The following is a 24,449-nucleotide window of genomic DNA, read 5'->3' on the forward strand; positions in this document are numbered from 1 at the left end:
GTAGAAAATATCGCATGCTCTCCGAGTGGGGGGAAAGGCGGTAGCGCTCTCGCGACTTGAACCCCCGCCCCGCTTCAAGCTGCTTTGGAAACCGCTGCGCCATAGCGCCCATAGCCAATCTTCAAAAGCAAGCCCTCGTCACACACGAACCTCGAGACGAAGCCCACCACTACCGACGTAGACGCTGAAAGCATGTCGAACTAATTGGCAACCCAAAGACTTTTGAGCTCGTGTCCGACGGCCCAATGGGCGGATGCGTCGGTGTCGTTGCACCTGGTCTCGTAGGGGTCGCGAACCATCTGGAATTCGCCGTCCATAACTGCGCCAAATAGGAAGCACTCGTCCTTGTACTGTCCGCGCTCTGCACTCGCCATCTTGACGGTTGCCTTCACGACGATACCGTCAAGGTTCCGGCCCTTCCAGTTGACGGTGCCGTAGTCCTGGATTTCAGAGGTCACATCCGTGGGCTTCCAGTTGTCTCGCGAAAGGCCGGCATTCCATTTTGCAAAATCAGGAAACAATGTCTCCATGTCGATCCCGGAAGACGTGCTGGCCTTAGCCCCGGCACCTAGGACGGTTCGCTTTAGACCATCCGAGAAGAGGTTGAGCAGTGCGGTCGCGGCCGGCCCGTTTTTCTGGCGCAGATCAGCCTGGCGGGATGCCTTCGCGTTTCTTTCGTCTGCCTCGTGCTGGGCCGCGATCTTCTTTTCCTCATCGGCCGCCACGCGCTTGGCCTCCGCGGTTTTGGTAGCTTCCTGCTTGGCTGCATCCAGCCTGGCCGCGATGCTGGCGGCTTCGTTCTTATCGAGCCAAACCGGGGCGAAGGCAAACTGTACCCCGTCGCGCGCGAGCGCTTCGGAGGTCGCCTTAAGGTCGGCGGCCGACGCATAGAGTACGCGGCATTGTTCGTGCCGCACGTCCTCGTAGGCCTTGTCGATCGATGGATACGAGACGGTGCTTCCCGACATGCCTGCGTAATCAGCTATCTTGGTGATGGTCGCCTCGTGCACGGTTGCGTTGCCGTCAATGACGGTGCAGATCCGATCCGAGGAACTCGTCAGCAGGATGCCGCCATGTCCCTCACGCGTTCCGGACGACACTTCTTCTGCGATCTTCAAGGCCAGCGTCTGGTCTGACTCCATCCGGGCCTTGATGTCTTCGAAGCGGATAGAATCGAACACGCGGATCGTCTTGGCCTCCATCGCCTCGAGGTAAGCCGCCTGAAGCGTTGGCGGGGCCTCGAGGAAGGCCTTCCGCTGGACAAGGAAGAGATCGGCGCTTTCGAGGTCGTTCGCCCCACAGTCCAAACTGACGTTTATTGCCTTGCCGCCCATCGGATCGATGGCTTCGAGGAGTGCCTTGTCCAAGGCAGACGTCCTCGGTAGGCCGAGCAGGCAGATCCACGCCTGGTTCTTCGTCAGGGAGAACTGGCCGGATATCGTGCGCAGCATTGAAGGCGCCCTCGGACCTGAGTTGTACAGCACCACCACGTCCTCCAACGGGCCGCGGAGGAGCGCCTTGTTCAGGTCGGTGACCGCATAAGTCGCGCCGTTGCTCCCTTGGCCGGTATCATTTCCGGACCGGCCGTCGGCAATGTTGCCTGTATCCAGTTCTTCCGCCAGGGCCTGCCGGGCGATCATTGCCCGCACGCCCTCTCGTGCATCGGCGAGCGTGTCCAGGTCGTTGGTGTTGGAAACTTCGTCGAGCGCCTTCACTTCCTGGACGACCTCGGGAAGCTTGGGTGATGTCAGATGGCTACTCATCCAGTGCTTGAGGGCCTGCTGGTCGGCCTGCAGCTCGGCGAAGATCTCAGCCTTCTGCTTTTCAATTGCCTGGGCACGTTCCTTGTCCCGCGATGACGAAAAATCTGAGTAGCCGGGTACGGCCATGAGCAGGGTGGTCAACCGAAGCGCAGAACTGTTCAGGGCATCGGTGGAATCTGTCTGGACCTGCGCGTTCAGCGCAGCGGCCTGGCCGGCGATCTCGACGAGGTTCGAAGTCTGGGGGTTCAACTTCAGGAAGGTTTCGGCGTCCGACAGCAGCGCCGTTGCGGTGGCTCTCGCGGTCTTCAACTTTCGGGCCTCCGACTTGTCGTAGGAGGCTTTGTCGGCAAAGCCCTTCTGCCTGGCAGTGCGGTACGCGGCGGGATCGGAAAAACCCGACGCGCGATAAGCGACCAACTCCGCTCGGGTCTGAATGCCAAGCTGGACTGCCGCTCGATACTCATCGGCTGCGGAGAATCCGCCTGTCTGGGCCTGTTGGTATTCATCGTTGCTGCGGAAGCCGCCCGAGACGGCGTCATCGTAGTCGCGTTGTGTGGCGAAGCCCATGCTTTTTGCCTGGGCGAACGCGCTCGCCGAGGTGAAGCCGCCAGACCTCGCGTCACTGAAGCTCTGAGCATCCGTGTAGCCGAGAGCTCGGGCGGCGTTTCGCTCCTGGTCGCTTTGGAAGCCGTCGCCGGCGTTACGTTCGATTTCCGCAAGGCTGTACTCTGTCAGCAACTCACCCGGCTGCAGATCGAAACGGGAAAGGTAGACCCTGAAGGCTTTGACCGTCGTTGGGCCAATCAGGCCGTCAACGGGGCCAGAGTACAGGCCAAGCTTGGACATCGCGGCCTGGAGCCTCTGGACGACCCTCAAATAGTTGGATTGCGTCGCGAAATCGAACGAGGCTCCCCTCTGGTAGGACATCCAGACTAACCCGTCCAAGCCGTCCCCCCGCGAGAGAAATGAATCCTGAGGGATAATATGCAATTCCTTGAGCGCTGCCAGGTTCGCCTTCGCCTTGTCTTGGTAAAGTGTCCCCGCGACAACAGCAAAAACCCCGTTTCTGCTATGTACGACCAGCGTTGGCCCCAGTGTCGGCGCGTAGGACTGTGCAAGGGCGATGGCCTCTCCTTCACTAGGCCGGCTCGATACAACGAGCCAAAATGCATTCGACTGCGGAGGCCTGAAACCCATCGGCCGCGTCATTTGCTGGCCGTTCTGGATGATCTGGATAAAATCGGAAAGCGATGACGCCGAGCTTATAGCCGGCAAAGATGCCGCCGCCAACAAAGCAGCAACGCCCACACTGCACACGCGACGCATGGTAATCCCCTACACAACCCCAGAAGCCATATTCACGAATCCTATGGGGTGCGCAAGCAGTACCGAATGTCTTGACTTTTTATGCTTACCGGGTGATCGCCACTATGGGTGTGCGCCCTCATTTGTATATGGGGGGCATGACTTCCAATTCCGGTGATGCAGCCGGCTTTCAGTTTCGTCCGTTCTGCTGAAACGGCCGTCGGATGTACATGCCAGAGGTCGATGCCGCCAAAGCTGTCCAAAAACCGAATCTAGTACCCGGCTTTATCCATAAGCGCCCGCAATTCGGGCCGAGGAGCGACACAGAAAGTTCGAAAAGCTTCCAGGAACCCCAGCCAAGCGCACAAGGTCCGTTCTGGACAGATGAGGGCCGGCAAATCGGGGCCGCCATGTTGCACATGGCCTGAACAGTATCGCCTTGAACATCTCCCCCTTTCCATACAAGGTCATCGAAGGGGTGGCGGTCCAACGTGGAATTTCAATGAACCTTCCTATCTTCGCCATCAACCTCGATCGCCAAACCGGTCGCTGGAGCGAATTGTGCGCCAGCGCCGAGGCGGCCGGGCTGACCTTGCAGCGCGTTGCCGCCATCGACGGCCGGGCGCTCGCCAAGGAGGACTGGACGGAGATCGATCTTCCAACGGCGCGCAAGCTGAGCGGGCGCGACATCCTGCCCGGCGAATATGCCTGTTATCGCAGCCATATCCAAGCGCTGGAAACGTTCCTGGCCGGCGGCGGCGCCCATGGCCTGATTGTCGAGGACGACGTCTTCTTCGGCGAAAACACCATACGGCGCATCGAGGCCATCATTGCCGCGGTGCCGGATTTCGACGTCATAAAGCTGACCAACCATCGCATGAGCTTCTTCATGCGTGCCGTGGCGACGACGCAAGGCGACGAGATCGGTCGAGCGCTGCATGGCCCACAAGGCTCGGCCGCCGCCTATCTGGTGACACGGGAGGGGGCACAGGGGCTGTTGTCGGCGCTCGCGGGGATGAAAATGCCGTGGGACGTCGCACTCGAACGATTTTGGGATACCGGCCTGAAAGTCTATTCGGTTCGCCAAAACGTGCTTGGCTTTGCCAGGAGCAGCGCGATTTCCGACATAGCCGGTCCTTCGGGCAGCTATAAATCCGCAAGGCTTCGCGGGCCGAGTCGCCTAAGTGCCGGGGCATTGCGAGCCATCGACGAGCTGCGCCGCCTGCACCACGTGCTGCTGCGGCCGCCCTTGCCGCGGGAAACCGTGGACTACGCCAGGGAGGACACGCCGCGCAACACCCTGCTTCTGTTGCTTGCGGCACTCGCCATTCTGGCTTTGGTCTCGGCGGTCTGGCGCGAAGCCCACACCTATCGCTATGCGGGCCTGGCCCTGGCCTTGGTCGCGCTCATCCGCTGGTTCAGGGTGGATTTGTGGACCTACAGCAAGCCACTGATCGGTTGGGTCGGCGGTCTGTGCATGGGTTGGTCGCTCTATGCCTTCATCCGACTGGCGATCGTCTATTTAGGCACCCACCAGTTGGGCAGCGCCGAAGGCATCTATCTGTTTCCGCTGTTTTATGCGACGACCGGCTTCGCCCTCCTGCTGTTTGTCAGGCGGCCGGCGCGGCTCGTCCTCTGGTTCATGATCCTCAGCCTTGTCTTCCTGGCGGCTGACACCGGCTATTCGGACATGCTTCACGGCACCAGACCGGGGCCGTGGCTTTTCAACAATCCCATCCATGCGTCGGTGTCGGCTGGTTTCATCTTCTTGTGCACGCTGCAGTTCATGGCTTACACGGCCCAAAGAACCGACCTGGACAAAGTGACCAGGAGCCTGCACTGGGCGCTGTCGACAGCCGTCCTTGTGTTTGCTCTCGTCAACATCATTGCGCTGCGATCAAAGGGGGTCTGGCTCGCGTTGGCGCTCGCCCTGTTCGTGTTGGCAGTCATGACGCTGGCGAGAGGCCATCGCCGCGAGCTGATGGTCGGGGGCGGTGTGCTGGCAATCGTGGCAGCCGGCGTTGTCGCCGCACACGACATCTTCTGGTCCACGGCCGGCGACACCATGATCTTCGTCAGGGGGCTGGTTTCGGATGTTTTGAGCCATGGCGTCTTGCCGGCCTTCGACCGCGCCATCGCAAGCAGTACGGTCCCGCTCGCGGCCAGGGAAAGGCTCATGCTGTGGTACGACGCGATCGAGGTCTGGAAACGCCACCCGATCTTCGGAGCCAGTTCCAGCTGGCTCACCGAATGGCAGAACAGAACCTATCATCCGATGATCTTTAACGTCTTCCACAACGGTTATCTGGAGATAGCCGTGCGCTATGGCGTGGTCGGGCTGGCCTTCTTTGCCTTTCTCTACATCTGGTCGGCCAGGCAGGTCCTGCTGGCCGCGCGGGCCAGGCTCATCGCGCCGGTCGCCTGGCCCTGCTATATCTCGACGCTGGTCTTCTTTGCCCTCACCATCCTCAGCAATTCGAACAACCGGCTGGCGATGGGCGAGGCCTTCATGTGGTTTGCTGCCGCATTCGGCTTCTATTGTTTCTATCTGCGCCAGCAGAACAACCTTGTCGCGCCGAGAACCTATTTCTAGGCGGCCCGGCACGCCGCGTGTGCGGCGGTTCCAGATTGTCGTTGGGGCAGGATGAGATTTTTTTGTCGCCGGACGAATCCTGCCAGCGGCGATCCGGCAGCCCGGATGGATCAGCTCGCCTCGCGCATCGCCTCGGCGGCCTGGAGGTCGACCGAAACGAGCTGGCTGACGCCCTGCTCGGCCATGGTCACGCCGAACAGCCGGTCCATGCGCGCCATGGTGATCGGGTTGTGGGTGATGATGACGAATCGCGTCTCGGTGGTCTTGGCCATCTCGTCCATGAGATTGCAGAAGCGCTCGACATTGTGATCGTCCAGCGGCGCGTCGACTTCGTCGAGCACGCAGATCGGCGCCGGGTTGGTCAGGAAGACGGCGAAGATCAGCGACATCGCCGTCAGCGCTTGCTCGCCGCCGGACAGCAGCGTCATGGTCTGCGGCTTCTTGCCGGGCGGGCGGGCAAGGATTTCGAGGCCTGCCTCGAGCGGATCGTCGGATTCGATCAGTTGCAATTCCGCCGTGCCGCCGCCGAACAGATGCGAGAACAGACGCTGGAAGTGGCTGTTGACCACATCGAAGGCGGCCAGAAGCCGCTCGCGGCCTTCGCGATTGAGGCTCTGGATCGCCTGCCGAAGCTTGCGGATCGCCTCGATGATGTCCTCGCGCTCGGTAACGATCGCTTCGAGCCGGTCGGAGAGCTCCTTCTGCTCTTCCTCGGCGCGCAGATTGACGGCGCCGAGCCGTTCGCGCTCGATCTTCAGCCGGTCGAGCTGGCGCTCAATCTCTGCCATTTCGGGTATTGGGTCATCGGCTTCCAGGCCGGTGTGGCGGATGACCAGATGCGGCGGCGTGTTCAGCGTTTCATGGATACGCGCCTCGACCTCCAGCCGGCGCTCGTCGGCCGCCGTCAGCCTTTCCTCGGCACGGGCACGGGTCTCGCGCGCCTCGGCCAGTGACTGGATGGCTGATGTGGCCAGCTTGTCCAGATCGGCCTGCCTGTTTTCCGCTTCCTGCAGCCGGTCGGCGGCCGCCTTGCGCAAGGTCTCGGCCTCGGTCAATTGCGACAGCAGCGCGCGCCGCTTGGCATCGATCTCATCGGGCGCGTCGGCCAGCCGTTCGCGCTCGGCCTCGGCCTCGGCCTTGCGTTCACCGAGCGAGGTGATCTGGGTCGAGGCGTTTTCGGCGCGTACCAGCCAGTTGCTGCGCTCGGCGCCGATGGCATCGAGCCGGCGCGTCCGCGCCTCGGCCTCGCGCCGCAGCCCTTCATGGACGGCCCGCGCATCGGCAAGCGTGGCGCGGTCGCGGGAGACATTGGCCGAGGACTGTTCGAGCTGCAATTGCAGGTCGCCCAGATCCGGCGCGTCCTGCAGCAGCATTTCGGCCTCGACGAAAGCCGCCGAGGTTTCCTCATGGCTGTCGACGATGCGCGCGCGCCCCTCATCCAGCGCCGCGCGCCGGCTCGCCAGCTCGCCACCGGCCTTTTCGGCCTCGGCCAGCGCATTGCGGGCCGCGTCCAGCCGGTGCTGGGCATCGCGTCCGGCCTGGCGCGTGTTGCGTTCGGCCTCGCTCGCCTGGCGAAGCGCCTGCTCGGCCCGTGCCAGCGCTTCCTCGGCCTGGCGCAGGACAAGCGTCGCCTGCACCGCTTCGGCGTCAAGTTCGGCAAGCCGGTTCTTCTGCGCCAGCCTTTGTGCGGCGGCCGTCGGCGCATCGGCGCTGGCGGTCAGGCCATCCCAGCGCCACAGCGCGCCTTCGCGGCTGACCAGCCTCTGGCCAGGCGCAAGCAGCGCCTGCAGCCGGCGGCCGTCCGCGGCCTCGACAATGCCGATCTGCGCCAGGCGGCGGGCAAGCTGTGCCGGGGCACGAACCACGCTGGCCAGGCTCTTGATGCCTTCCGGTAGGGCCGCGTCGCCGGGTTGGATCTGGCTTTCGCCCCAATGCGCCGGCGCGCTGCGGTCGAGCGGCACGTCAAGGTCTTCGCCAAGGGCTGCACCCAGCGCCGTCTCGAAGCCGCGCTCGACGCTGATCTGCTCCAGCACCGAAGGGAAGAGATCGCCACTGGCGGCATTGAGGATCTTGGCCAGCGTGCGTGCTTCGGTCTCGATCCGCGCCAGTTCGGCCCTGGCATCCTGAAGCGGCGGGCGGGCAGCACTTTCGGCGGCGCGGGCATCGATGACCGATTGTTCGGCCTGCGCCACGGCGGCCTCGGATTCTTCCAGCAGCGCCACGGCGTGTTCGACCAGAGCGCGCTTTTCAGCCGGATCCGGCAGGCCGGCGACCTTGGAGAGGATATCCGACAATTCGCGGTCGACCTCGGCGAGCTGGCGGGCGAAGCGGTCGCGGCGCTCGGCGGTCTCGCGCAGCGTGCGCTCGATCTGATGGCGCGAAGCGGCGGCCTCGGCGCGTTCGGCGGTCAGCGTGGCGAGCCTGGCTTCGCTTTGCGCCAGCGTCGACGCCGCCTGTTCGAACACCGCGCGGGTGGTGGCCTCGCGCTCGGCCGCACCAGCGTTTTCGGAATTCAGCGTGGCTTCCTCGGTGCGCAACCGTTCGAGGACATCGGCATTGTCGCGCACCATCCGCTCTTCGCGGGCGATGTCTCCGTCGAGCTGCTGCAGGCGGCGCTCGATTTCAGCCTGGCGGTTGCGAATGCGGCCGGCCTCCTCCTCGATCTGCGACCTGGCGATCGACAGGCGCTGGAAGGCGGCGGCGGCGGCGGCTTCCGCATCGCGCAGATCGGGCAGGCGATGAGCGCTGATGCCCTGTTCCTTGGCCGCGTTCATCTGCGCGGCGGCGCGGTCGCCGACCAGTGCCGTGGCAACAGCCAGCGCAGAACGTGCCTCGCCTTCCTGCGTCTTGGCCAGCGTCCAGCGCAGATGCAGCAACGTCGCTTCGGCCTTGCGGATATCGGCCGACAGGTTCTTGAAGCGCGAGGCCTGGCGCGCCTGGCGCTTCAGGCTTTCGATCTGGCTTTCCAGTTCACCGACGACGTCGTCCAGGCGTTCCAGATTCTGTTCGGCCGCCTTCAGCCGAAGTTCCGCCTCGTGGCGGCGGGTGTGCAGGCCGGAAATGCCGGCCGCCTCTTCGAGCAGGGCGCGGCGCGCCTGCGGCTTGGCCTGGATCAGTTCGCCGATACGGCCCTGCCCGACCATCGAGGGCGAGCGCGCGCCGGTCGACTGGTCGGCGAACAGAAGCTGCACATCCTTGGCGCGCGCTTCCTTGCCGTTGATACGGTAGAGCGAGCCCGCCTCGCGCTCGATGCGGCGCGACACCTGCAACTCGTCGGCGTCGTTGAAGGCAGCGGGCGCCGAACGATCACTGTTGTCGAGGAAAAGCGTGACTTCGGCGGTGTTGCGGGCGGGCCGTGTGCCTGAACCGGAAAAGATGACATCGTCCATGCCGGACGCGCGCATGTTCTTGTAGGAGCTTTCGCCCATCACCCAGCGCAGCGCCTCGACAAGGTTCGACTTGCCGCAGCCGTTTGGCCCGACAATACCCGTCAGGCCGCGTTCGATGACGAACTCGCCGGGCTCGACGAAGGACTTGAAACCGAGGAGGCGAAGGCGCGAAAACCTCATTCGCGCGCCTCATAGGCGTGTTCGGCAAAAGTGCTCCGCGGCTTTGCGGAGAGAACGCGCGGCAAGACAAAAGGCAGGGCAGCGCCGGAGCACTGCCGCTTCAGCGCTGAACTGATGTCAGAGCAGAGGGTCGATGATGGCCGACATTTCCTCAATCGACATCGCCCCTTTGTAGGTCTTACCGTTGATGAAGAAGGTCGGTGTCGAGTCGACCTTGAATTCATTGGCGCCGCGCTTCTGGACCGATCTCACATCGTCCAGAAGTTTCTGGTCCGTCAAGCAGGCCTCGAAGGACTCCTGTGTAAAACCGGCGAGCTTCGAGATTTGCAGCAGCGCATCCTTGGTGTTCGACACGCCAACCCAGTTCGCCTGCTGCCTGAACAGCACGTCCACCATCGGGAAATAGTTATCCTTGGCGCAGCGCGCCAGCATGAACCCGGCTTCCGCGCTCGGATCGAACGGGAATTCGCGCAGGATATAGCGCGCCTTGCCGGTGTCGATGTACTTCGTCTTCAGGTCCGGGAAGGTGGTTTCGGCGAAATGCGCGCAATGCGGGCAGGTCATCGAGGCGTATTCGACGATGGTGACCTTGGCGTCATCCTTGCCAAGCTGCTTGTCGGGCAGTGCGCCGGGCTTCAGCAGTTCCGCCATGTCGACAGTGCCCTGGGACTCGGGAACCTGAGCGGCAGCCGGCGTGGCCGGCTTCGCGGGGGCGGCCGGATCCGCGGGCTTCACATCCGCCGCCTTGGCCTGTTCGCCGGAGTCGCTGCAGGCGGCGAGCAGGGCCACCGCCGGAATGGCGGCCAGCGAAGACAGGACGTTTCTGCGAGACAGACTTTTGCCGAACGGAGGACGGTTCATACGAATCACCTGACAAGGGTTGGATTTTGCAACGCAAAGGCACGAAAAGGCGAGAGTTGGCGCGAATTAAGGCATCTCCATCCCCAATCCAATCGCGAAACCTGACAAAGGTGATCACGAATGCGAGATGTTGACGACAAATCCATGACTGTCTTCAAGGGGTTTTTGACTTCCTTTCACCCAAAATGGTTGCGCCAAGCCTTTCCAGCGAGGCACGCAGCCCGTCATCCTCGATCAGCTCGACCGTATTGGACAATCTGGTCTGCTCCGCCGCCGTCAACGGCCTGAAGGTCGGTTTAGGCCGTCCCTTGTCCGTCGTCACCGGTTTTTGCACGATCCTGATGCGGCCTATCGCCGTAAAGCCGAGGAAGGCGTTGACCCGGTTGATGATCTCGCCGGTCTCGTGCTGCAGATGAAGTGCCGCCATGCCTTCGCAGGCAATGACCAATACCGCCGGCTCGAACGGATCGTCCTCATGCAGGCGGCGTGGCCATTGAATTTTCTCCGGCCGCGAGCGGCTGGCGAGGCGTGGCCCGGCGATCTCTTCCCAGGACTGAACGAGACCAATCGAGATGCCTGCCCGCTTGCGCAGCACCGGGTCGAGGATTTTGGTGGCAAGATCGCTCACCGGGACGGGATTGCCGTAGGGCGTTCTCCCTGCCATGTACGTTCTCCAGCCACGACCCCAGCAGATTACCGGCCAGGCCAATACACGATCAATGGCACCAGCAGACCAGACCCGCAAGGCCCAGACACGCAAGCCAATGCCGGACGACACCGCGTCGCGCCTGCTTGCCTGGTACGACGTGCATCATCGTGAATTGCCGTGGCGGGTGAGCCCGCGCGAGCATGCACGCGGCGTGCGGCCAGACCCCTACCGCATCTGGCTGTCCGAAGTCATGCTGCAGCAGACCACGGTCGAGGCGGTGAAATCCTATTTCCGCGTCTTCGTCGAGAAATGGCCCGATGTCGAGGCGCTGGCAGCGGCACCGACCGAGGACGTCATGAAGGCCTGGGCGGGGCTCGGCTATTACTCCCGCGCCCGCAACCTCAAGTCCTGCGCCGATCTGGTGGCGGCGCGTGGCGGCCAGTTTCCCGACACCGAGGCCGGTTTGAGAGACCTGCCCGGCATCGGCGCCTACACCTCGGCGGCGATCATGGCGATCGCTTTCGACTGCCCCGCCGCCGTAGTCGACGGCAATGTCGAACGCGTCATATCGAGGCTGTTTTCGATCACCACGCTGCTCAGCGAAGCCAAGACCGAGATACGCGCCCATGTCGAGGCCATGGTGCCGACGGCGAGGCCGGGCGATTTCGCCCAGGCGATGATGGATCTCGGCGCCACGATCTGCACCCCGCGCCGGCCGCGCTGCATGCTGTGCCCGCTGCGCGAGAGCTGTAGTGCCGTCGTTTCGGGCGACCCTGAAAACTTCCCGGTGCGGCTGCCCAAAGCCGACAAACCGCAGCGACGCGGCGCTGCTTTCGTCGCCATGCGCGAGGATGGTGCCATTCTTCTGCGCAAACGGCCGGAGAAAGGTTTGCTTGGCGGCATGACCGAGGTGCCGACAACGGGCTGGACCGCGCGGGTGGACGGAGCCACCACGCAGGCGGCGGCGCCCTTTCCCGGCGACTGGCTGCGCGCCGGAAAAATCACGCATGTCTTCACCCATTTCGCGCTCGAGCTCGAAGTCTTTCACGCCCACATCAAAGGTGATGCGCCGGCAGGGCATTTCTGGTCGCACGCCCACGAGATTTCCGGCGAGGCACTGCCCACTGTCATGAAAAAGGCAATCGAGGCTGCGATACCCGGCGCGACGAAAAAGCAACGCCCGCATTGAAAGAGGCTTCATGACCGAGATCCGCCACATCGTGTTCGACATCGGCCGCGTGCTGATCCACTACGATCCGAACATTCCGTTCAGCCGCCTCATCCCCGATGCCGAAGAGAGAAAGTGGTTCTTCGACAATGTCTGCACGCATGACTGGAACATCGAGCAGGATCGCGGGCGGACCTGGGAAGAGGCCGAGGCGCTTTTGATCGCTGAGCATCCCGATCACACGGAAAACATCCGCAATTTCCGCCGCCACTGGCACGACATGGTGCCGCACGCCTATGACGACAGCGTCGCCATCATGCTTGGCCTGATCGAAAGCGGCCACGACGTGACCATGCTGACCAATTTTGCCTCCGACACTTTGGCGGAAGCCCGCGAACGCTTCGATTTCCTCAATCGTCCGCGCGGCGTGACCATCTCCGGCGAGATCGGCAAGATCAAGCCGGATCGTGACATTTACGAACATCACGTGGCCGCGTTCGGGCTCGAGCCCTCCGCGACGCTGTTCATCGACGACAGCCAGAAGAATGTCGACGGCGCCAAGGCCGCGGGCTGGCAAGCCGTGCTGTTCACCGATGCCAGGACACTTCAAGCAGATCTTGAACGCTTGGGAATCAAGGCGCGATCTGAATCGCTTGCGGCGATCCGCTGAGATTTTGATTCAACGCGATACGCGATAATTCGGCAGGGGGTCAGCCCCCTGCCCGCTCCATGCCGAGACGGGCGATGCGGCGCAGTTCGTCGATCGGGGTCAGTCCGCCGCTGCGCTCATAATGCCAGAAGGTCCAGCCATTGCAGGCGTCCAGGCCTTGCACTTCGGCGCCGATCTTGTGGATCGAGCCGGCGCTGTCGCCGATCGCCACCGTGCCGTCGGCGCGCACCTTGGCCGCCCAGCGCTTCTTGGCGTCGTAAAGCGTGGCGCCCGGCGTCATCAGCCCGGTATCGATGAGGCTGACGAAGGCAACGCGCGGCTCGGCGCGCTTGCCGGTCAATACCGTCAAATCGGCATCCTCCAGCGGCCGCACCGCATCGATGCGTTCGTTGGCGGCATCGATATAGGCCTGCTCGCGTTCGATGCCGACGAAATGGCGACCGAGGCGTTTGGCGACCGCACCCGTCGTGCCGGAGCCGAAGAAAGGGTCGAGCACGATGTCGCCCGGCTTGGTCGAGGCCATCATGATGCGGGCGAGCAGCGCCTCCGGCTTCTGCGTCGGGTGCAATTTGTCGCCATTGTCGTTCTTCAGCCGCTCGCCGCCGGTGCAGATCGGGAACAGCCAGTCCGAACGCATCTGGATATCGTCGTTGGACGCCTTCAGCGCCTCGTAGTTGAAGGTGTAGCCCTTGCCCTTCTGGTCGCGTGACGCCCAGATCATCGTCTCATGCGCGTTCTGGAAACGGCGGCCACGGAAATTCGGCATCGGGTTGGTCTTGCGCCAGACCACGTCGTTGAGGATCCAGAAGCCCAGATCCTGCATCTTGGCGCCGACCCGGAAGATGTTGTGATAGGAGCCGATGACCCAGATCGTGCCGTTGGGCTTCAGCACGCGGCGCGCCGCCAAAAGCCAGGCGCGGGTGAAGGCATCGTAGGCCTCGAAATTCTCGAACTGGTCCCAGTGATCGTCGACCGCGTCGACCTTGGACTGGTCGGGCCGGTGCAGATCGCCGTCGAGTTGCAGATTGTAGGGGGGATCGGCGAAGATGACGTCGACCGACTTTTCCGGCAGCCGGTCGAGGGCCGCCACGCAGTCGCCCTTGAGGATCGTGTCCAGCCATTCGGATTGCTGGGGAGCGTGGGACAACTCGTGGAGAAGACGCACGGCAGACATTTTTACACCCAAGGCACGCGTTACTGTTTACTCCCCGTTATGGTTACCGATCAGCGTAAATATTCGGTGAAGGCTCGCGGATAGGCCTGCCAGGTTTGCGAAGGCCGGGCCATTGGTGTATGCCGCGCCGCCCGAGGCCCTCACGGCCGCTTCATCCTTTCCTTGTCCGGATCACCATGCCCCAGCCAGACCTTGTCATCTTCGATTGCGACGGCGTGCTCGTCGATTCCGAAATCATCGCCGCGCGGGTCGAGGCCGAGCTGATAACGCTCGCCGGATATGAAATCTCGGCCGAGGAGATTGCCGAAAGTTATGCGGGCCTGACGTTCAAGGACATACTGATGCGGATCGAGGAGAAGTCCAAGATTCCGTTCCAGGCGTCGCTGATCGACCGCGCCGAAGAACTCGTCGACCGCAAACTGCGCAGCGACGTGCGTGCCATCGAGGGCGTGCGCGAAGCGGTCGTATCGGTCACTGCGCAACGCTGTATTTGCTCCAACTCACGCTCGGAGCGGATAGAATTCATGCTGGAGAAAGTGCATCTGCTGCCGTTCTTCGCCGGCCGCATCTTCTCGGCACTGGAAATACCGAGCAAAAAGACCAAACCTGCGCCGGACGTGTTCCTGTTCGCGGCGGAAAGACTCGGCGCGAACCCGGCCAACACTTTCGTCATCGAGGATTCCGTGCACGGCGTCGCCGGCGCCAGGGCAGCCGGCATGCGGGTGATCGGCTTCACCGGCGCCAGTCACACCTATCCCGGCCATGCCGACGCGCTGACCGAGGCCGGCGCCGAAACGGTGATCCGCCGCTGGGCAGAGCTGAAAAGCGTGATCGCGGCGCTGTCGGAATGGTCGGCCGACGCCTGAGACGCGCGCCCGGCCGGGCGCACGCTGTATCGATGACCGCTCAGTTCGTCGCAGCGGCCTTCTTCCTGCGAGTCTTCTTCGGCTTGTCCGTCGTCGCCTTCGGCGCGGTTTCGTCATAGCCGGCGTAGACCTGATAATCCTGCGCCGTCGGTGCTGGCACGACGACATTGGAATCGGTGAAGACGAACTGGGTGGCGACCGACGGATCGGTGACCTGGACCTGGTACTGGTGAATCTGCGAGTAAAGCACGTCGGTGCCGTGCATCACCGCGGTGCGGATCGGCATGGTGATGGTGCCGGGCGTAAACTTCGCTCCCGGCACGATCTTGCCGGCAACCGCGATCTTCATCGTCAGCTGTCCGTCGGCGCGGCTGCAATCGCGGGTCACGTCGGAAATCGACGCCTGGTAAATGATCCTCGCGGAATCATCGGGCGGCGTGGCAGCGGCGGCGTCAGCCGCAGCCTGGGCCGCGGCATCCGCAGCGGCATCGCCGGTCTTCTTGAGCTTCGGCTTGGCCTTCTTGACCTCGTTGGCATAGGTGTTGAAAAAGGCCGTGCCGTCGCGCACCGTCACCCGCGGGCAATAGGCGTTCAGCTGGCTGGCCAGAATCTTGGGATCCTGCGGAGGCGGAGGCGCCGTCGGGTCCTTCTTGCCGAAACCGAGGTTGAGGATGCCATTGTCGCCCGATTGGCAGCCGGCGGCGGCGAGCATAAAGCCGGTGAGCGCAAGACCCGCCAAAAAGCGGCCACGTGATGTACGAAACGCCATGAAACTGCACTTCCCTCTCGTAAAGCTGGTGACGTATATCAACGGCGCGGCAAAAATGCGACTGGAGCCGGCACAGAAATTAACCACCTTGTGGTGAACGCAAAAGCCAAGCGGCAACGGGACTGAGACATGCAATATGTGAGTACGCGCGGGGAAGCACCCGCGCTTGGATTTTCCGATGCCGTGCTGGCGGGGCTGGCGCGCGATGGCGGGCTTTACGTGCCGCGCGAGTGGCCGCAGTTTTCAGCTTCCGAGATCCGCGCCATGCGTGGCCTTGCCTATCCCGATCTCGCGATCCGCGTGCTGTCGCCGTTCCTTGACGGCGAAATTCCGGCGCCGGTTTTCGAGCGCCTGGTGCGCGAAGCCTATGCCACGTTCCGCCACGAGGCGGTCTGCCCGCTTGTCCAGACCGGCCCCAACACGTTTGTCCTCGAACTCTTCCATGGGCCGACGCTGGCATTCAAGGATGTGGCGATGCAGCTGCTCGCCCGGCTGATGGACCATGTGCTTGCCGAACGCGACCAGCATGCCACCATCGTCGGCGCCACGTCGGGCGACACCGGCGGCGCGGCGATCGACGCCTTTGCCGGGCGCAGCCGCACCGACATCTTCATCCTGTTCCCGCATGGCCGCGTTTCACCGGTGCAGCAGCGCCAGATGACGACGTCGAAGGCCAAAAACGTCCACGCGCTGGCGATCGAAGGCAATTTCGACGACTGCCAGGGCCTGCTCAAGGACATGTTCAACGACCACGCTTTCCGCGACCGGGTGGCGCTGTCGGGGGTCAATTCGATCAACTGGGCGCGCATCATGGCCCAGATCGTCTACTATTTCTCCTCGGCCCTGTCGCTCGGCGCGCCGGACAGGCCGGTGTCGTTCACCGTGCCGACGGGCAATTTCGGCGATATCTTCGCCGGCTATGCCGCCAAGAAGATGGGCCTGCCGATCGAACGGCTGGTCATCGCCACCAACGACAACGACATATTGGCGCGCACCTTCGCCACCGGCGAGTACCGCACCAAGGGTGTCTTTGCGACCACCTCACCGTCGATGGACATCCAGGTTTCGTCGAATTTCGAACGCCTGCTGTTCGAAGCCTCCAACCGCGACGCGGCGACCGTGCGACGCTACATGGACGGCCTGAAACAGTCCGGGGCCTTCACCATAGAAGCCAGCGAAATCAATGGGATGCGGTCCGAATTCGACGCCGGCCGCGCCACCATGGACGATGTCGCCGCCACCATCCGTTCGACGCTCGCGGCCAGCAATTATCTTCTGGATCCGCATACCGCGGCGGCCATGCATGTCGCGGCCGGCAAGGCATCGGGCGCCGTGCCGATGGTGGTGCTGGGCACCGCCCATCCGGCAAAATTTCCGGCCGCCGTCGAGGCCGCCAGCGGTGTCTCGCCGGCCCTGCCCGCATGGCTAGGTGGATTGATGACATTTGAGGAAAAATACACGGTACTTCCATCCGACCTGAAAATGGTGGAAGATTACGTCAGCCGCCGTGCGCGAGCGGCGCGTTAGGGAGTACGAGCCATATGGGTGTTGAGGTAAGCCGTCTGTCGAACGGCCTGACAGTCGCCACCGAAACCCTTCCAAGTATCGAATCGGTTGCCTTGGGTGCCTGGGTCAAGTCCGGTGCCCGCAATGAGCGTGATGAAGAGCATGGCATGGCCCATCTGCTCGAGCACATGGCGTTCAAGGGCACGAAGCGGCGGACGGCCTTCGAAATCGCCTCGGAAATCGAGGATGTCGGCGGTGAGATCAACGCCGCCACCAGTGTCGAGACCACCTCCTACTACGCCAGGGTGCTGTCCGACGACGTGCCGCTGGCCGTCGACATCCTCGCCGACATCCTGCAGGAGTCCGAATTCGACCCGCAGGAGCTCGAGCGCGAGCAGCACGTCATCCTGCAGGAGATCGGCGCCGCGCACGATACGCCAGACGATATCGTCTTCGACCGTTTCACCGAGACGGCCTTTCGCCACCAGACCATCGGCCGCTCGATCCTGGGCACGCCGGAAACCGTCAAATCCTTTACTTCCAAGCAGTTGCACGATTTCATCGAACGCCAATATGGCGCCGAGCGGATGGTGATCGTGGCCGCCGGCGACATCAAGCACGACAATTTCGTGCGCGAGGTGGAGAAGCAGCTTGGCGGCTTCCGCAGCAAGGCCGACAGCACCATCCCGCAATATGCACAATATGTCGGCGGCGATTTTCGCGAGGACCGCGACCTGATGGATGCACAGATCGTGCTGGGCTTCGAAGGCCGCGCCTACCATGTGCGCGACTTCTACGCTTCGCAGGTGCTGTCGATGATCCTCGGCGGCGGCATGTCGTCGCGCCTGTTCCAGGAAGTCCGCGAGAAACGCGGCCTGTGTTATTCGGTCTATGCCTTCCACTGGGGCTTTTCCGACACCGGCGTCTTCGGCGTCCATGCCGCGACCGGCCAGAGCGACATCGCCGAACTCGTGCCTGTCATCATCGACGAGTTGCAGAAGGCGGGCGAGAACATCCTGCAGGAAGAACTCGACCGCGCTCGCGCCCAGTATCGCGCCGGGCTGATCATGTCCGCCGAAAGCCCGGCCAGCCGCGCCTCGCAGATCGCGAGGCAACTGCTTTTGTTCGGCAGGCCGATCGCCAAGGAGGAATTGATGGAGCGCCTGTCGGCGCTGACGGTGGAGCGGCTGACCGACCTGTCGTCGCGGATGTTCTCGACCAAGCCGACGCTTACCGCTGTCGGGCCCGTGGGTACGCTGGCACCATATGAGGCGATCCTCGATTCGCTTCCGGGCACGCAGACCACGGCCCGCAGACTCGCCGTCTAAGTCCCCAAAGCGCCGTGTTCGCGCTCGCTTTCTTTCGCCGTGATCTGCCGGCGCTGAAGGGCAATCTCGTCACGCTGCGCGTGCCATACACCAACGACTATCGGGAATGGTCGACATTGCGCGGCGAAAGCCGGGCCTTCCTGGAGCCGTGGGAGCCGCGCTGGACCCCTGACGAGCTCGACCGCACGGCATGGCGGCTGCGCATCAGCCGCTATCGCGAAGACTATGCGCAGGGAACCGCGATCGCCTTCTTCATCTTCGAGAAGTCGAGCGGCAAGCTGGCCGGCGGCATCACGCTCGGCAACATACGCCACGGTGTCTCGCAAAGCGGCCATGTCGGCTACTGGATCGGCGAGCGCTTCGGCGGGCGTGGCCTGATGACCGACGCGGTCAAGGTCGTGGCCCGCTTCGCCTTCGATACGCTGAGGTTGCACCGGATCGAGGCGGCCTGTATTCCCGACAACATCCGGTCGATCCGCGTGCTTGAAAAAGCCGGATTCCGGCGCGAAGGACTGTTAAGATCCTATCTCAGGATCAACGGCATCTGGCAGGACCATTACCTCTACGCCCGGATCGCGGACGATCCGCTGGACGCAGGAACGAAGGACTGATTTTTGACGAATTTCCTGCGAAACGGGCCGCTGTTCGCCTTTGTCCTCGCGGCAATCCTGACGCTGTGCGCGGCTTCGTCGGCCCTTGCCGTCGAACCGATCAAGATTGCCCGCGACGACGTCGCGCTCGACCTGTCGCGCGCCTTCGAGATCTACCGCAACCAGGGTGAGAACTTCCAGGTATCGACCGCGCCCGGGCCTGACGGCATCGTGCGGCGCATCGAGGTCGAGGCCAATGACGCGCGCTCGACCGGCGACTGGGCGGTGTTCGCGCTGGCAAACACCACGGACCAGCAGCTCGACAGGCTGATCGTGGCGCCGCATTTCCGGCTGGTCAATTCCGGCATCTTCTGGCCCGATCTCGGCGCCACCCGCATTGCGGCGATCACGCCCAGCGAGGGCTTCGCGCTCGACCGCCAGACCAGCCCCGACGCCGATGTGTTCCGGGTGACGCTGAACCCGGGAACGGTGATCACCTTCATCGCCGAACTCGCCTCGCCCAAGCTGCCGCAGGTCTATCTGTGGGAGCCCGAGGCCTACAAGGACTCGGTCAACTCCTACACGCTGTTTCGCGGCATCGTCATCGGCATTGCAGGCCTTCTGGCACTGTTCCTGACCATCCTGTTCGTGGTCAAGGGAACCTCGATGTTCCCGGCGACCGCGGCCCTCGCCTGGGCGGTGCTTGCCTATATCTGCGTCGATTTCGGATTCCTCAACAAGGTCATCGAGATCTCGCCCGGCAACGAGCAGATGTGGCGGGCGGGAACGGAGGTGGCGCTTGCGGCGACCTTCGTGGTCTTCCTGTTCGCCTATCTCAACCTCAACCGCTGGCACGGCCATTTCAGCTACGGCGCGCTGGTCTGGATCCTCGGGCTGGTGCTGATTGCAGGCGTGGCCATCGTCGATCCGGCGGTCGCCGCCGGCATCGCCCGCATCTCCTTTGCCGCCACCGCGTTGACCGGGCTCGGCCTGATCATCTTCCTCGGCATTCGTGGTTATGACCGCGCCATCATGCTGGTGCCCAGTTGGGTCATGGTGCTGTTGTGGCTATGCGGGTCGTGGATGGCGATCACCGGCATGCTCGACAACGACATCGCCCAGCCGGCGCTCGGCGGCGGCCTGATCCTGATCATCCTGCTGATCGGCTTCACCGTCATGCAGCACGCCTTTGCCGGCGGTGCACTGCATCAGGGGCTGTTCTCCGACCTCGAACGCCAGGCGCTGGCCGTTGCCGGGTCGGGCGACACGGTTTGGGACTGGGACGTGCTGCGCGACCGCGTCGTCACCAAACCCGACGTGAGCATCCAGCTCGGCCTGGCGCCCAACAGCCTTGGTGGTGCGGCGCGCAACTGGCTGCCGGTGCTGCATGCCGACGACCGCGACACGTTCCGCACGACGCTCGATGTGGTGCTCGAGCACCGACGCGGCCGGGTGGCGCAGAATTTCCGCCTGCGCGGCGCCGACGGGCATTATCACTGGTTCGCCTTGCGGGCACGCCCGGTCATCGGATCGGACGGCGAGGTCATCCGCTGCGTCGGCACCATGGTCGACGTCACCGAGCAGAAGAAGTCAGAGGAGCGGCTGCTGCACGACGCCGTGCACGACAATCTGACCGGCCTGCCGAACCGCGAACTGTTCATGAACCGGCTGGAAGCGATCATCTCGATCGCCCGCACCGAAGAGAAGGTGCGTCCGACCGTCTTCGTCATCGACATCGACCGCTTCAAGCAGGTTAATGACGGGCTCGGCATCTCGGCGGGCGACACCATCCTGCTCACCATAGCGCGCCGCCTGCACCGGCTGTTGAAGCCGAAGGATTCGCTGTCGCGCTTTGCCGGCGACCAGTTCGCGCTGATGCTTTTGTCCGAACAGGACCCTGCCCGCATTGCCGGCGTGGCGGACGCCATCAAGCATGCGATCAACAACCCGATCACCTTCGCCAAGCGCGAGATCGTGCTGACCGCCTCGATCGGCCTGATCACATGGACCTCGGCGCAGACTTCGGCCGAGGACATGGTCAAGGACGCCGAGCTTGCCATGCACCAGGCCAAGCGTTTTGGTGGCGACAGGATCGAGCCGTTCCGCCCGGCCTTCCGTACCGTCGGCACCGACCGGCTGCAGTTCGAATCCGACCTGCGGCGCGCCATCGAGCGGCGCGAATTCACGCTGGCTTACCAGCCGATCGTGCGGCTGGAGGACGGCAGCGTCGCCGGCTTCGAGGCCTTGCTGCGCTGGGACCATCCGCGCCGCGGCATGATCCCGCCGGCGGATTTCATTCCGGTCGCCGAAAGCTGCGGGCTGATCGTGCAGCTCGGCCTGTTCGCCATGCAGCAGGCGGCGGAAGACCTCGCCGGATGGCAGAAGCAGATCGGCGACGCACCACTGTCGGTCTCGGTCAATTTGTCCAGCCGCCAGCTGATCCGCCGCGACCTTGTCAGCGATGTCCGCTCGGTCATCGCACGGGCCAATCTGAAGCCGCGTTGCTTCCGGCTCGAGCTCACCGAGTCGCTGGTGATGGACAATCCCGAGCAGACCGCCCATGTGCTGACCAAGCTGAAACAGCTCGGCATCGGCCTGTCGCTGGACGATTTCGGCACGGGGTATTCATCGCTCGCCTATCTGACACGGTTCCCGTTCGACACGATCAAGATCGACAAGAGCTTTGTCGACGACAGCACGCCGAAGCGCGCCGTGCTGCTCAAATCCATGGTCAACATGGCGCATGAGCTCGGCCTGTCGGTGGTCGCGGAGGGCATCTCGGACGAACGCGATGCGCTGGAACTGCGCCAGATGGGCTGCGAATATGTGCAGAGCTTCATGTTCGGCGCGCCGATGCCGGGCGACCAGGTGCTGAAGACGTTGAAGGAACAGTATCCGCTGACTCAAGCTTAGAGGTCCATCGCTTCGTGACGACCGGCCGCTTTCAGGCAAGTTATGGAGAGGTTCGACCGTCGCGCACCGACTGTTGCTGCGAGAGCCGCAACGCGTCGACCAATGCGGACAACGCCGCCGGCTGGAGCTGACGACTGGGATAATACAGGAAAAAGCCGGGAATTGGTGGCGTCCATTCCTCCAGGACACGGATAAGCCGCCCCTCTGCGATATGCTCCGCGACCTGCTCTTCATAGGCGAGACCGAGACCAACGCCAGCGAGCGCTGCCTGAATCACCAAGTGAGTGTCGTCGATTATCAGCGGGCCGCTGACGCTGATCGTGACTGACTTTCGTGCACGCTCGAACTCCCACCGATGTGGACCGCCCGGAAGACGCAGGGCTATGCATCGATGATCATTGAGATCCTTAGGCTTTTGCGGAATGCTTCGCGACGAGAAATAGTCAGGCGACCCCACCACAGCCAGCCGCAACTCCGGCGTGACGCGCACCGCGATCATGTCCTTCTGAATGTATTCGCCAAGCTGGATTCCGGCATCGAACTCGTCGGCAACGAGGTCCACAGGGCCTGTTTCGGTGACCACATCGAGAACGATGTCGGGGTATGCCTCAGCGAATGCCGCGAACCGCGGCAGCAACACCATTACCGCAGCCGAGCGTGACATCATAATTCGAAGGCGGCCTGCGGGGCGGCTTCGGAGGCTTCGCGCCCCGTCAAGGGCAGCAGCGATTTGCTCAAGCGCCGGAGACAGATCTTTCAAAAGCGCGGCCCCTGCAGCGGTTGGCGCGACACTCTTCGTTGTTCGAGCGAGAAGCCGTAACTCGAGCCGCTGTTCAAGCCCGCGGATAGTGTGGCTCAGCGCAGATTGAGATACGCCTAATTTTGCCGCGGCTCTTGTGAAGCTTCGTTCCCGGGCGACCATCGCGAACGTAGCGAGTTCGTTCAGTTCATTTCTCATGATTTATGAATATCCCTCATGAGGCCTTGTCACGCAACTGCCCTATCCTCATAAGCCGCTCTGTCCTAGGTTCGATCTGAAATGGTGGATTGAGGTACCTTATGATCGTGACATTCCGCGGCGACAACGTCCTCGCCTGCACGGCTGGCGCCTGGCGCGTCTGGTCGCTCTCGGACGGCTATATTGAGATGCCGCCGGACCTTCTGCGGGATTCGCAGAACAAGCCGGTACCGCAAGTCGCGCAGGCAGGGACGCTACGCCTCTCTGTCAATTGCTTTGCCCTCGCAGGTCCCGGCGTTGACGGCATTCTGATCGACAGCGGCGGAGGAGGCTGGGCCCCAACAACAGGACGTCTCGAGCAGACGTTGACCGAATCCGGCATCGATCCCGCCTCGATCACGGTCTTGGCGCTCACCCATGCCCATCAGGATCATGTGTACGGGCTTTTGACCCGCGACAACCGGATGCTCTTCCCGAATTTGAAGGCGATCGCAATTGCCGAGGAAGCTATGAAAAGCTTTCTCGCCGAGACACGTCTTGCGCGGTTCCGATCCTTGCTGAAGCCTGTGCGGGATGGCGACCAGGTGGTTGAGCGGTTGAGAGCAGTTGCGCTGCCAGGCCATGCTCCCGGTCACACGGGCTACGCGTTCGACACGAACGAGGACAGCTTCCTGTTCTTCGGGGACATCGTTCATGTGCCGGTCTTGCAATTTGGCAATCCGGCATTGAGTTGGGGTTATGACGACGATCAATCGACCGCACGTGCAACACGCCAGAAGGTTTTCCACGACGCGGCCGAGGCTGGAACGTGGATTGCCGGAGCGCATCTTGGTTGGCCAGGTATCGGGCTCGTCGTGCGTAAAGGCGAAGCATACGGCTATGAGCCGGCATAGGGGATAGACAAGCTGGACACCCGGTTCGCCTGTCTACGCGCTTCCAGGCTGAACAGTTCCCGCGCGCCGTCGTATGGCACTGCTGCGTTTACGATGCATTGGTCCTGCTACGCCGCTTCTAGCCACAGGACCCGGGCAGCAAAAGCGCTCAGGCGTGTCCGGCGGCCAGGCTGAGATGGGCGAGGTCGATGCCGATCGAGGCGAGGATGCGATCGTATTTGCGCTCGATGTCGGCGTCGAAGAGAAGTTCGGGACTGGCCGGACAGGTCAGCCAGCCATTCTCGGCGATCTCGGTTTCCAGTTGGCCGGCGCCCCATCCGGAATAGCCGAGCGCCATCAGCGCGTGACGCGGGCCGCGGCCCGAGGATATGGCGCGCAATATATCGACCGTCGCGGTCAGGCAGATGTCGTCGGAAACGGTCAGCGACGATTCCACGCGGTAGTCGCCAGAATGCAGGACGAACCCCCGGCTGCGATCGACAGGTCCGCCATTGCGCACGACGAAATCGCGCGCCTGCGCCGGCAGGCGGATCGCCTCCTGCTCGTTCATGATGCCGAGCTGCACCAACAGATCCGGAAACAGCATCTGCTGTGTCTGGTTGATGATCAGGCCCATCGCGCCTTCGTCGCTGTGCGCGCAGATGTAGATGACCGAGCGCGTGAAACGGTCGTCCTTCATGCCAGGCATGGCAATCAGGAACTGATCGTCGAGAAAGCCGCGTCCAGCAGCCGTCTTTTTGTGGCGCAACAAATCCATGGCAGGAGGGTACCGTGTTTCCCGGGCGCCGAAAAGATGCGCCGCGCCGGATTCGACCAAAGCCCATGGTGCCAGGCCGCCACGGCTTGCCACCATGGGTCACGCAAATATGATGGC

At 63.0% G+C, this 24,449-nt stretch carries 17 protein-coding genes; 9 read left to right on the forward strand and 8 right to left on the reverse strand.

Translation table 11 applies throughout. The features are described 5' to 3' along the window. Positions 1-200: 200 nt before the first annotated feature. A complete protein-coding gene (locus CK227_RS00325) occupies positions 201-3,089 on the reverse strand; it encodes a peptidoglycan-binding domain-containing protein (protein ID WP_095771005.1) in 2,889 nt (962 codons plus the stop codon). A 481-nt stretch (positions 3,090-3,570) separates the two neighbouring features. Between CK227_RS00325 and CK227_RS00335 the strand changes: the two genes are divergently transcribed. After that, positions 3,571-5,661 (forward strand): O-antigen ligase family protein, encoded by a 2,091-nt coding sequence (locus tag CK227_RS00335; RefSeq protein WP_095771007.1) that lies wholly within the window; start codon positions 3,571-3,573, stop codon positions 5,659-5,661. 110 nt (positions 5,662-5,771) lie between these two features. Here the strand turns inward: CK227_RS00335 and smc are convergent, their stop codons facing one another. From smc to CK227_RS00350, 3 genes are all read right to left on the reverse strand, one after another. Continuing rightward, the gene (gene smc / locus CK227_RS00340) at positions 5,772-9,230 is read right to left on the reverse strand and encodes a chromosome segregation protein SMC (RefSeq protein ID WP_095771008.1); all 3,459 of its coding nucleotides are present in this window, start codon (positions 9,228-9,230) and stop codon (positions 5,772-5,774) included. Between the two features lie 117 nt (positions 9,231-9,347). Next, positions 9,348-10,091: a DsbA family protein gene (locus CK227_RS00345; RefSeq protein ID WP_095771009.1), complete on the reverse strand. Its 744-nt coding sequence runs from the start codon at positions 10,089-10,091 to the stop codon at positions 9,348-9,350. 154 nt (positions 10,092-10,245) lie between these two features. Then, positions 10,246-10,755, reverse strand: a complete 510-nt coding sequence (locus CK227_RS00350) for a DUF721 domain-containing protein (RefSeq protein WP_095771010.1) — start codon at positions 10,753-10,755, stop codon at positions 10,246-10,248. Positions 10,756-10,810: 55 nt separating this feature from the next. Here CK227_RS00350 and mutY point away from each other — a divergent pair, with 55 nt between their 5' ends. Further along, complete coding sequence (mutY, locus tag CK227_RS00355) at positions 10,811-11,929, forward strand: A/G-specific adenine glycosylase (protein WP_179296348.1); 1,119 nt, start codon at positions 10,811-10,813, stop codon at positions 11,927-11,929. A 10-nt stretch (positions 11,930-11,939) separates the two neighbouring features. Next, positions 11,940-12,578 (forward strand): HAD family phosphatase, encoded by a 639-nt coding sequence (locus tag CK227_RS00360; RefSeq protein WP_095771012.1) that lies wholly within the window; start codon positions 11,940-11,942, stop codon positions 12,576-12,578. Between the two features lie 40 nt (positions 12,579-12,618). Here CK227_RS00360 and CK227_RS00365 read toward each other — a convergent pair whose 3' ends face one another. Next, complete coding sequence (locus tag CK227_RS00365) at positions 12,619-13,752, reverse strand: site-specific DNA-methyltransferase (protein ID WP_095771013.1); 1,134 nt, start codon at positions 13,750-13,752, stop codon at positions 12,619-12,621. 176 nt (positions 13,753-13,928) lie between these two features. On the opposite strand from CK227_RS00365, the gene CK227_RS00370 reads away from it, so the two are divergent. Continuing rightward, positions 13,929-14,618 carry an HAD family phosphatase gene (locus CK227_RS00370; RefSeq protein ID WP_095771425.1) on the forward strand — a complete coding sequence of 230 codons (690 nt, stop codon included), beginning with the start codon at positions 13,929-13,931 and terminating at the stop codon, positions 14,616-14,618. Positions 14,619-14,658: 40 nt separating this feature from the next. Here CK227_RS00370 and CK227_RS00375 read toward each other — a convergent pair whose 3' ends face one another. Beyond that, a complete protein-coding gene (locus CK227_RS00375; protein ID WP_095771014.1) occupies positions 14,659-15,387 on the reverse strand; it encodes a hypothetical protein in 729 nt (242 codons plus the stop codon). Between the two features lie 129 nt (positions 15,388-15,516). Between CK227_RS00375 and thrC the strand changes: the two genes are divergently transcribed. Genes thrC through CK227_RS00395 form a run of 4 tightly spaced genes read left to right on the forward strand, consistent with a single transcriptional unit; the run spans position 15,517 to position 21,724 of the window. After that, positions 15,517-16,914 carry a threonine synthase gene (gene thrC, locus CK227_RS00380; protein WP_095771015.1) on the forward strand — a complete coding sequence of 466 codons (1,398 nt, stop codon included), beginning with the start codon at positions 15,517-15,519 and terminating at the stop codon, positions 16,912-16,914. Between the two features lie 14 nt (positions 16,915-16,928). Then, positions 16,929-18,221: a pitrilysin family protein gene (locus CK227_RS00385; RefSeq protein ID WP_095771016.1), complete on the forward strand. Its 1,293-nt coding sequence runs from the start codon at positions 16,929-16,931 to the stop codon at positions 18,219-18,221. Between the two features lie 14 nt (positions 18,222-18,235). Further along, the gene (locus tag CK227_RS00390; RefSeq protein ID WP_095771017.1) at positions 18,236-18,832 is read left to right on the forward strand and encodes a GNAT family protein; all 597 of its coding nucleotides are present in this window, start codon (positions 18,236-18,238) and stop codon (positions 18,830-18,832) included. Between the two features lie 3 nt (positions 18,833-18,835). Further along, positions 18,836-21,724: an EAL domain-containing protein gene (locus tag CK227_RS00395; protein ID WP_095771018.1), complete on the forward strand. Its 2,889-nt coding sequence runs from the start codon at positions 18,836-18,838 to the stop codon at positions 21,722-21,724. A gap of 40 nt (positions 21,725-21,764) precedes the next feature. On the opposite strand, the gene CK227_RS00400 is transcribed toward CK227_RS00395, so the two are convergent. Further along, complete coding sequence (locus tag CK227_RS00400; RefSeq protein ID WP_210421425.1) at positions 21,765-22,685, reverse strand: LysR family transcriptional regulator; 921 nt, start codon at positions 22,683-22,685, stop codon at positions 21,765-21,767. Between the two features lie 98 nt (positions 22,686-22,783). Between CK227_RS00400 and CK227_RS00405 the strand changes: the two genes are divergently transcribed. Beyond that, entirely contained in the window at positions 22,784-23,575 is a 792-nt protein-coding gene (locus tag CK227_RS00405) for an MBL fold metallo-hydrolase (RefSeq protein ID WP_095771020.1), read from the forward strand. Positions 23,576-23,723: 148 nt separating this feature from the next. Here CK227_RS00405 and CK227_RS00410 read toward each other — a convergent pair whose 3' ends face one another. Further along, positions 23,724-24,332, reverse strand: a complete 609-nt coding sequence (locus tag CK227_RS00410; RefSeq protein ID WP_027046619.1) for a YqgE/AlgH family protein — start codon at positions 24,330-24,332, stop codon at positions 23,724-23,726. Positions 24,333-24,449: the final 117 nt, after the last annotated feature.

This window comes from Mesorhizobium sp. WSM4308 (assembly GCF_002294905.1).
In the GTDB taxonomy this organism is placed as follows: domain Bacteria; phylum Pseudomonadota; class Alphaproteobacteria; order Rhizobiales; family Rhizobiaceae; genus Mesorhizobium.

What these genes read in the sequence shown, in the direction of transcription:
- CK227_RS00375 (WP_095771014.1), bottom strand. Translation starts at nt 15,387, where the DNA reads ATGGCGTTTCGTACATCACGTGGCCGCTTTTTGGCGGGTCTTGCGCTC.
- CK227_RS00350 (WP_095771010.1), bottom strand. Translation starts at nt 10,755, where the DNA reads ATGGCAGGGAGAACGCCCTACGGCAATCCCGTCCCGGTGAGCGATCTT.
- CK227_RS00405 (WP_095771020.1), top strand. Translation starts at nt 22,784, where the DNA reads ATGATCGTGACATTCCGCGGCGACAACGTCCTCGCCTGCACGGCTGGC.
- CK227_RS00335 (WP_095771007.1), top strand. Translation starts at nt 3,571, where the DNA reads ATGAACCTTCCTATCTTCGCCATCAACCTCGATCGCCAAACCGGTCGC.
- smc (WP_095771008.1), bottom strand. Translation starts at nt 9,230, where the DNA reads ATGAGGTTTTCGCGCCTTCGCCTCCTCGGTTTCAAGTCCTTCGTCGAG.
- CK227_RS00325 (WP_095771005.1), bottom strand. Translation starts at nt 3,089, where the DNA reads ATGCGTCGCGTGTGCAGTGTGGGCGTTGCTGCTTTGTTGGCGGCGGCA.
- CK227_RS00360 (WP_095771012.1), top strand. Translation starts at nt 11,940, where the DNA reads ATGACCGAGATCCGCCACATCGTGTTCGACATCGGCCGCGTGCTGATC.
- CK227_RS00410 (WP_027046619.1), bottom strand. Translation starts at nt 24,332, where the DNA reads ATGGATTTGTTGCGCCACAAAAAGACGGCTGCTGGACGCGGCTTTCTC.
- mutY (WP_179296348.1), top strand. Translation starts at nt 10,811, where the DNA reads ATGGCACCAGCAGACCAGACCCGCAAGGCCCAGACACGCAAGCCAATG.
- CK227_RS00365 (WP_095771013.1), bottom strand. Translation starts at nt 13,752, where the DNA reads ATGTCTGCCGTGCGTCTTCTCCACGAGTTGTCCCACGCTCCCCAGCAA.
- CK227_RS00385 (WP_095771016.1), top strand. Translation starts at nt 16,929, where the DNA reads ATGGGTGTTGAGGTAAGCCGTCTGTCGAACGGCCTGACAGTCGCCACC.
- thrC (WP_095771015.1), top strand. Translation starts at nt 15,517, where the DNA reads ATGCAATATGTGAGTACGCGCGGGGAAGCACCCGCGCTTGGATTTTCC.
- CK227_RS00370 (WP_095771425.1), top strand. Translation starts at nt 13,929, where the DNA reads ATGCCCCAGCCAGACCTTGTCATCTTCGATTGCGACGGCGTGCTCGTC.
- CK227_RS00345 (WP_095771009.1), bottom strand. Translation starts at nt 10,091, where the DNA reads ATGAACCGTCCTCCGTTCGGCAAAAGTCTGTCTCGCAGAAACGTCCTG.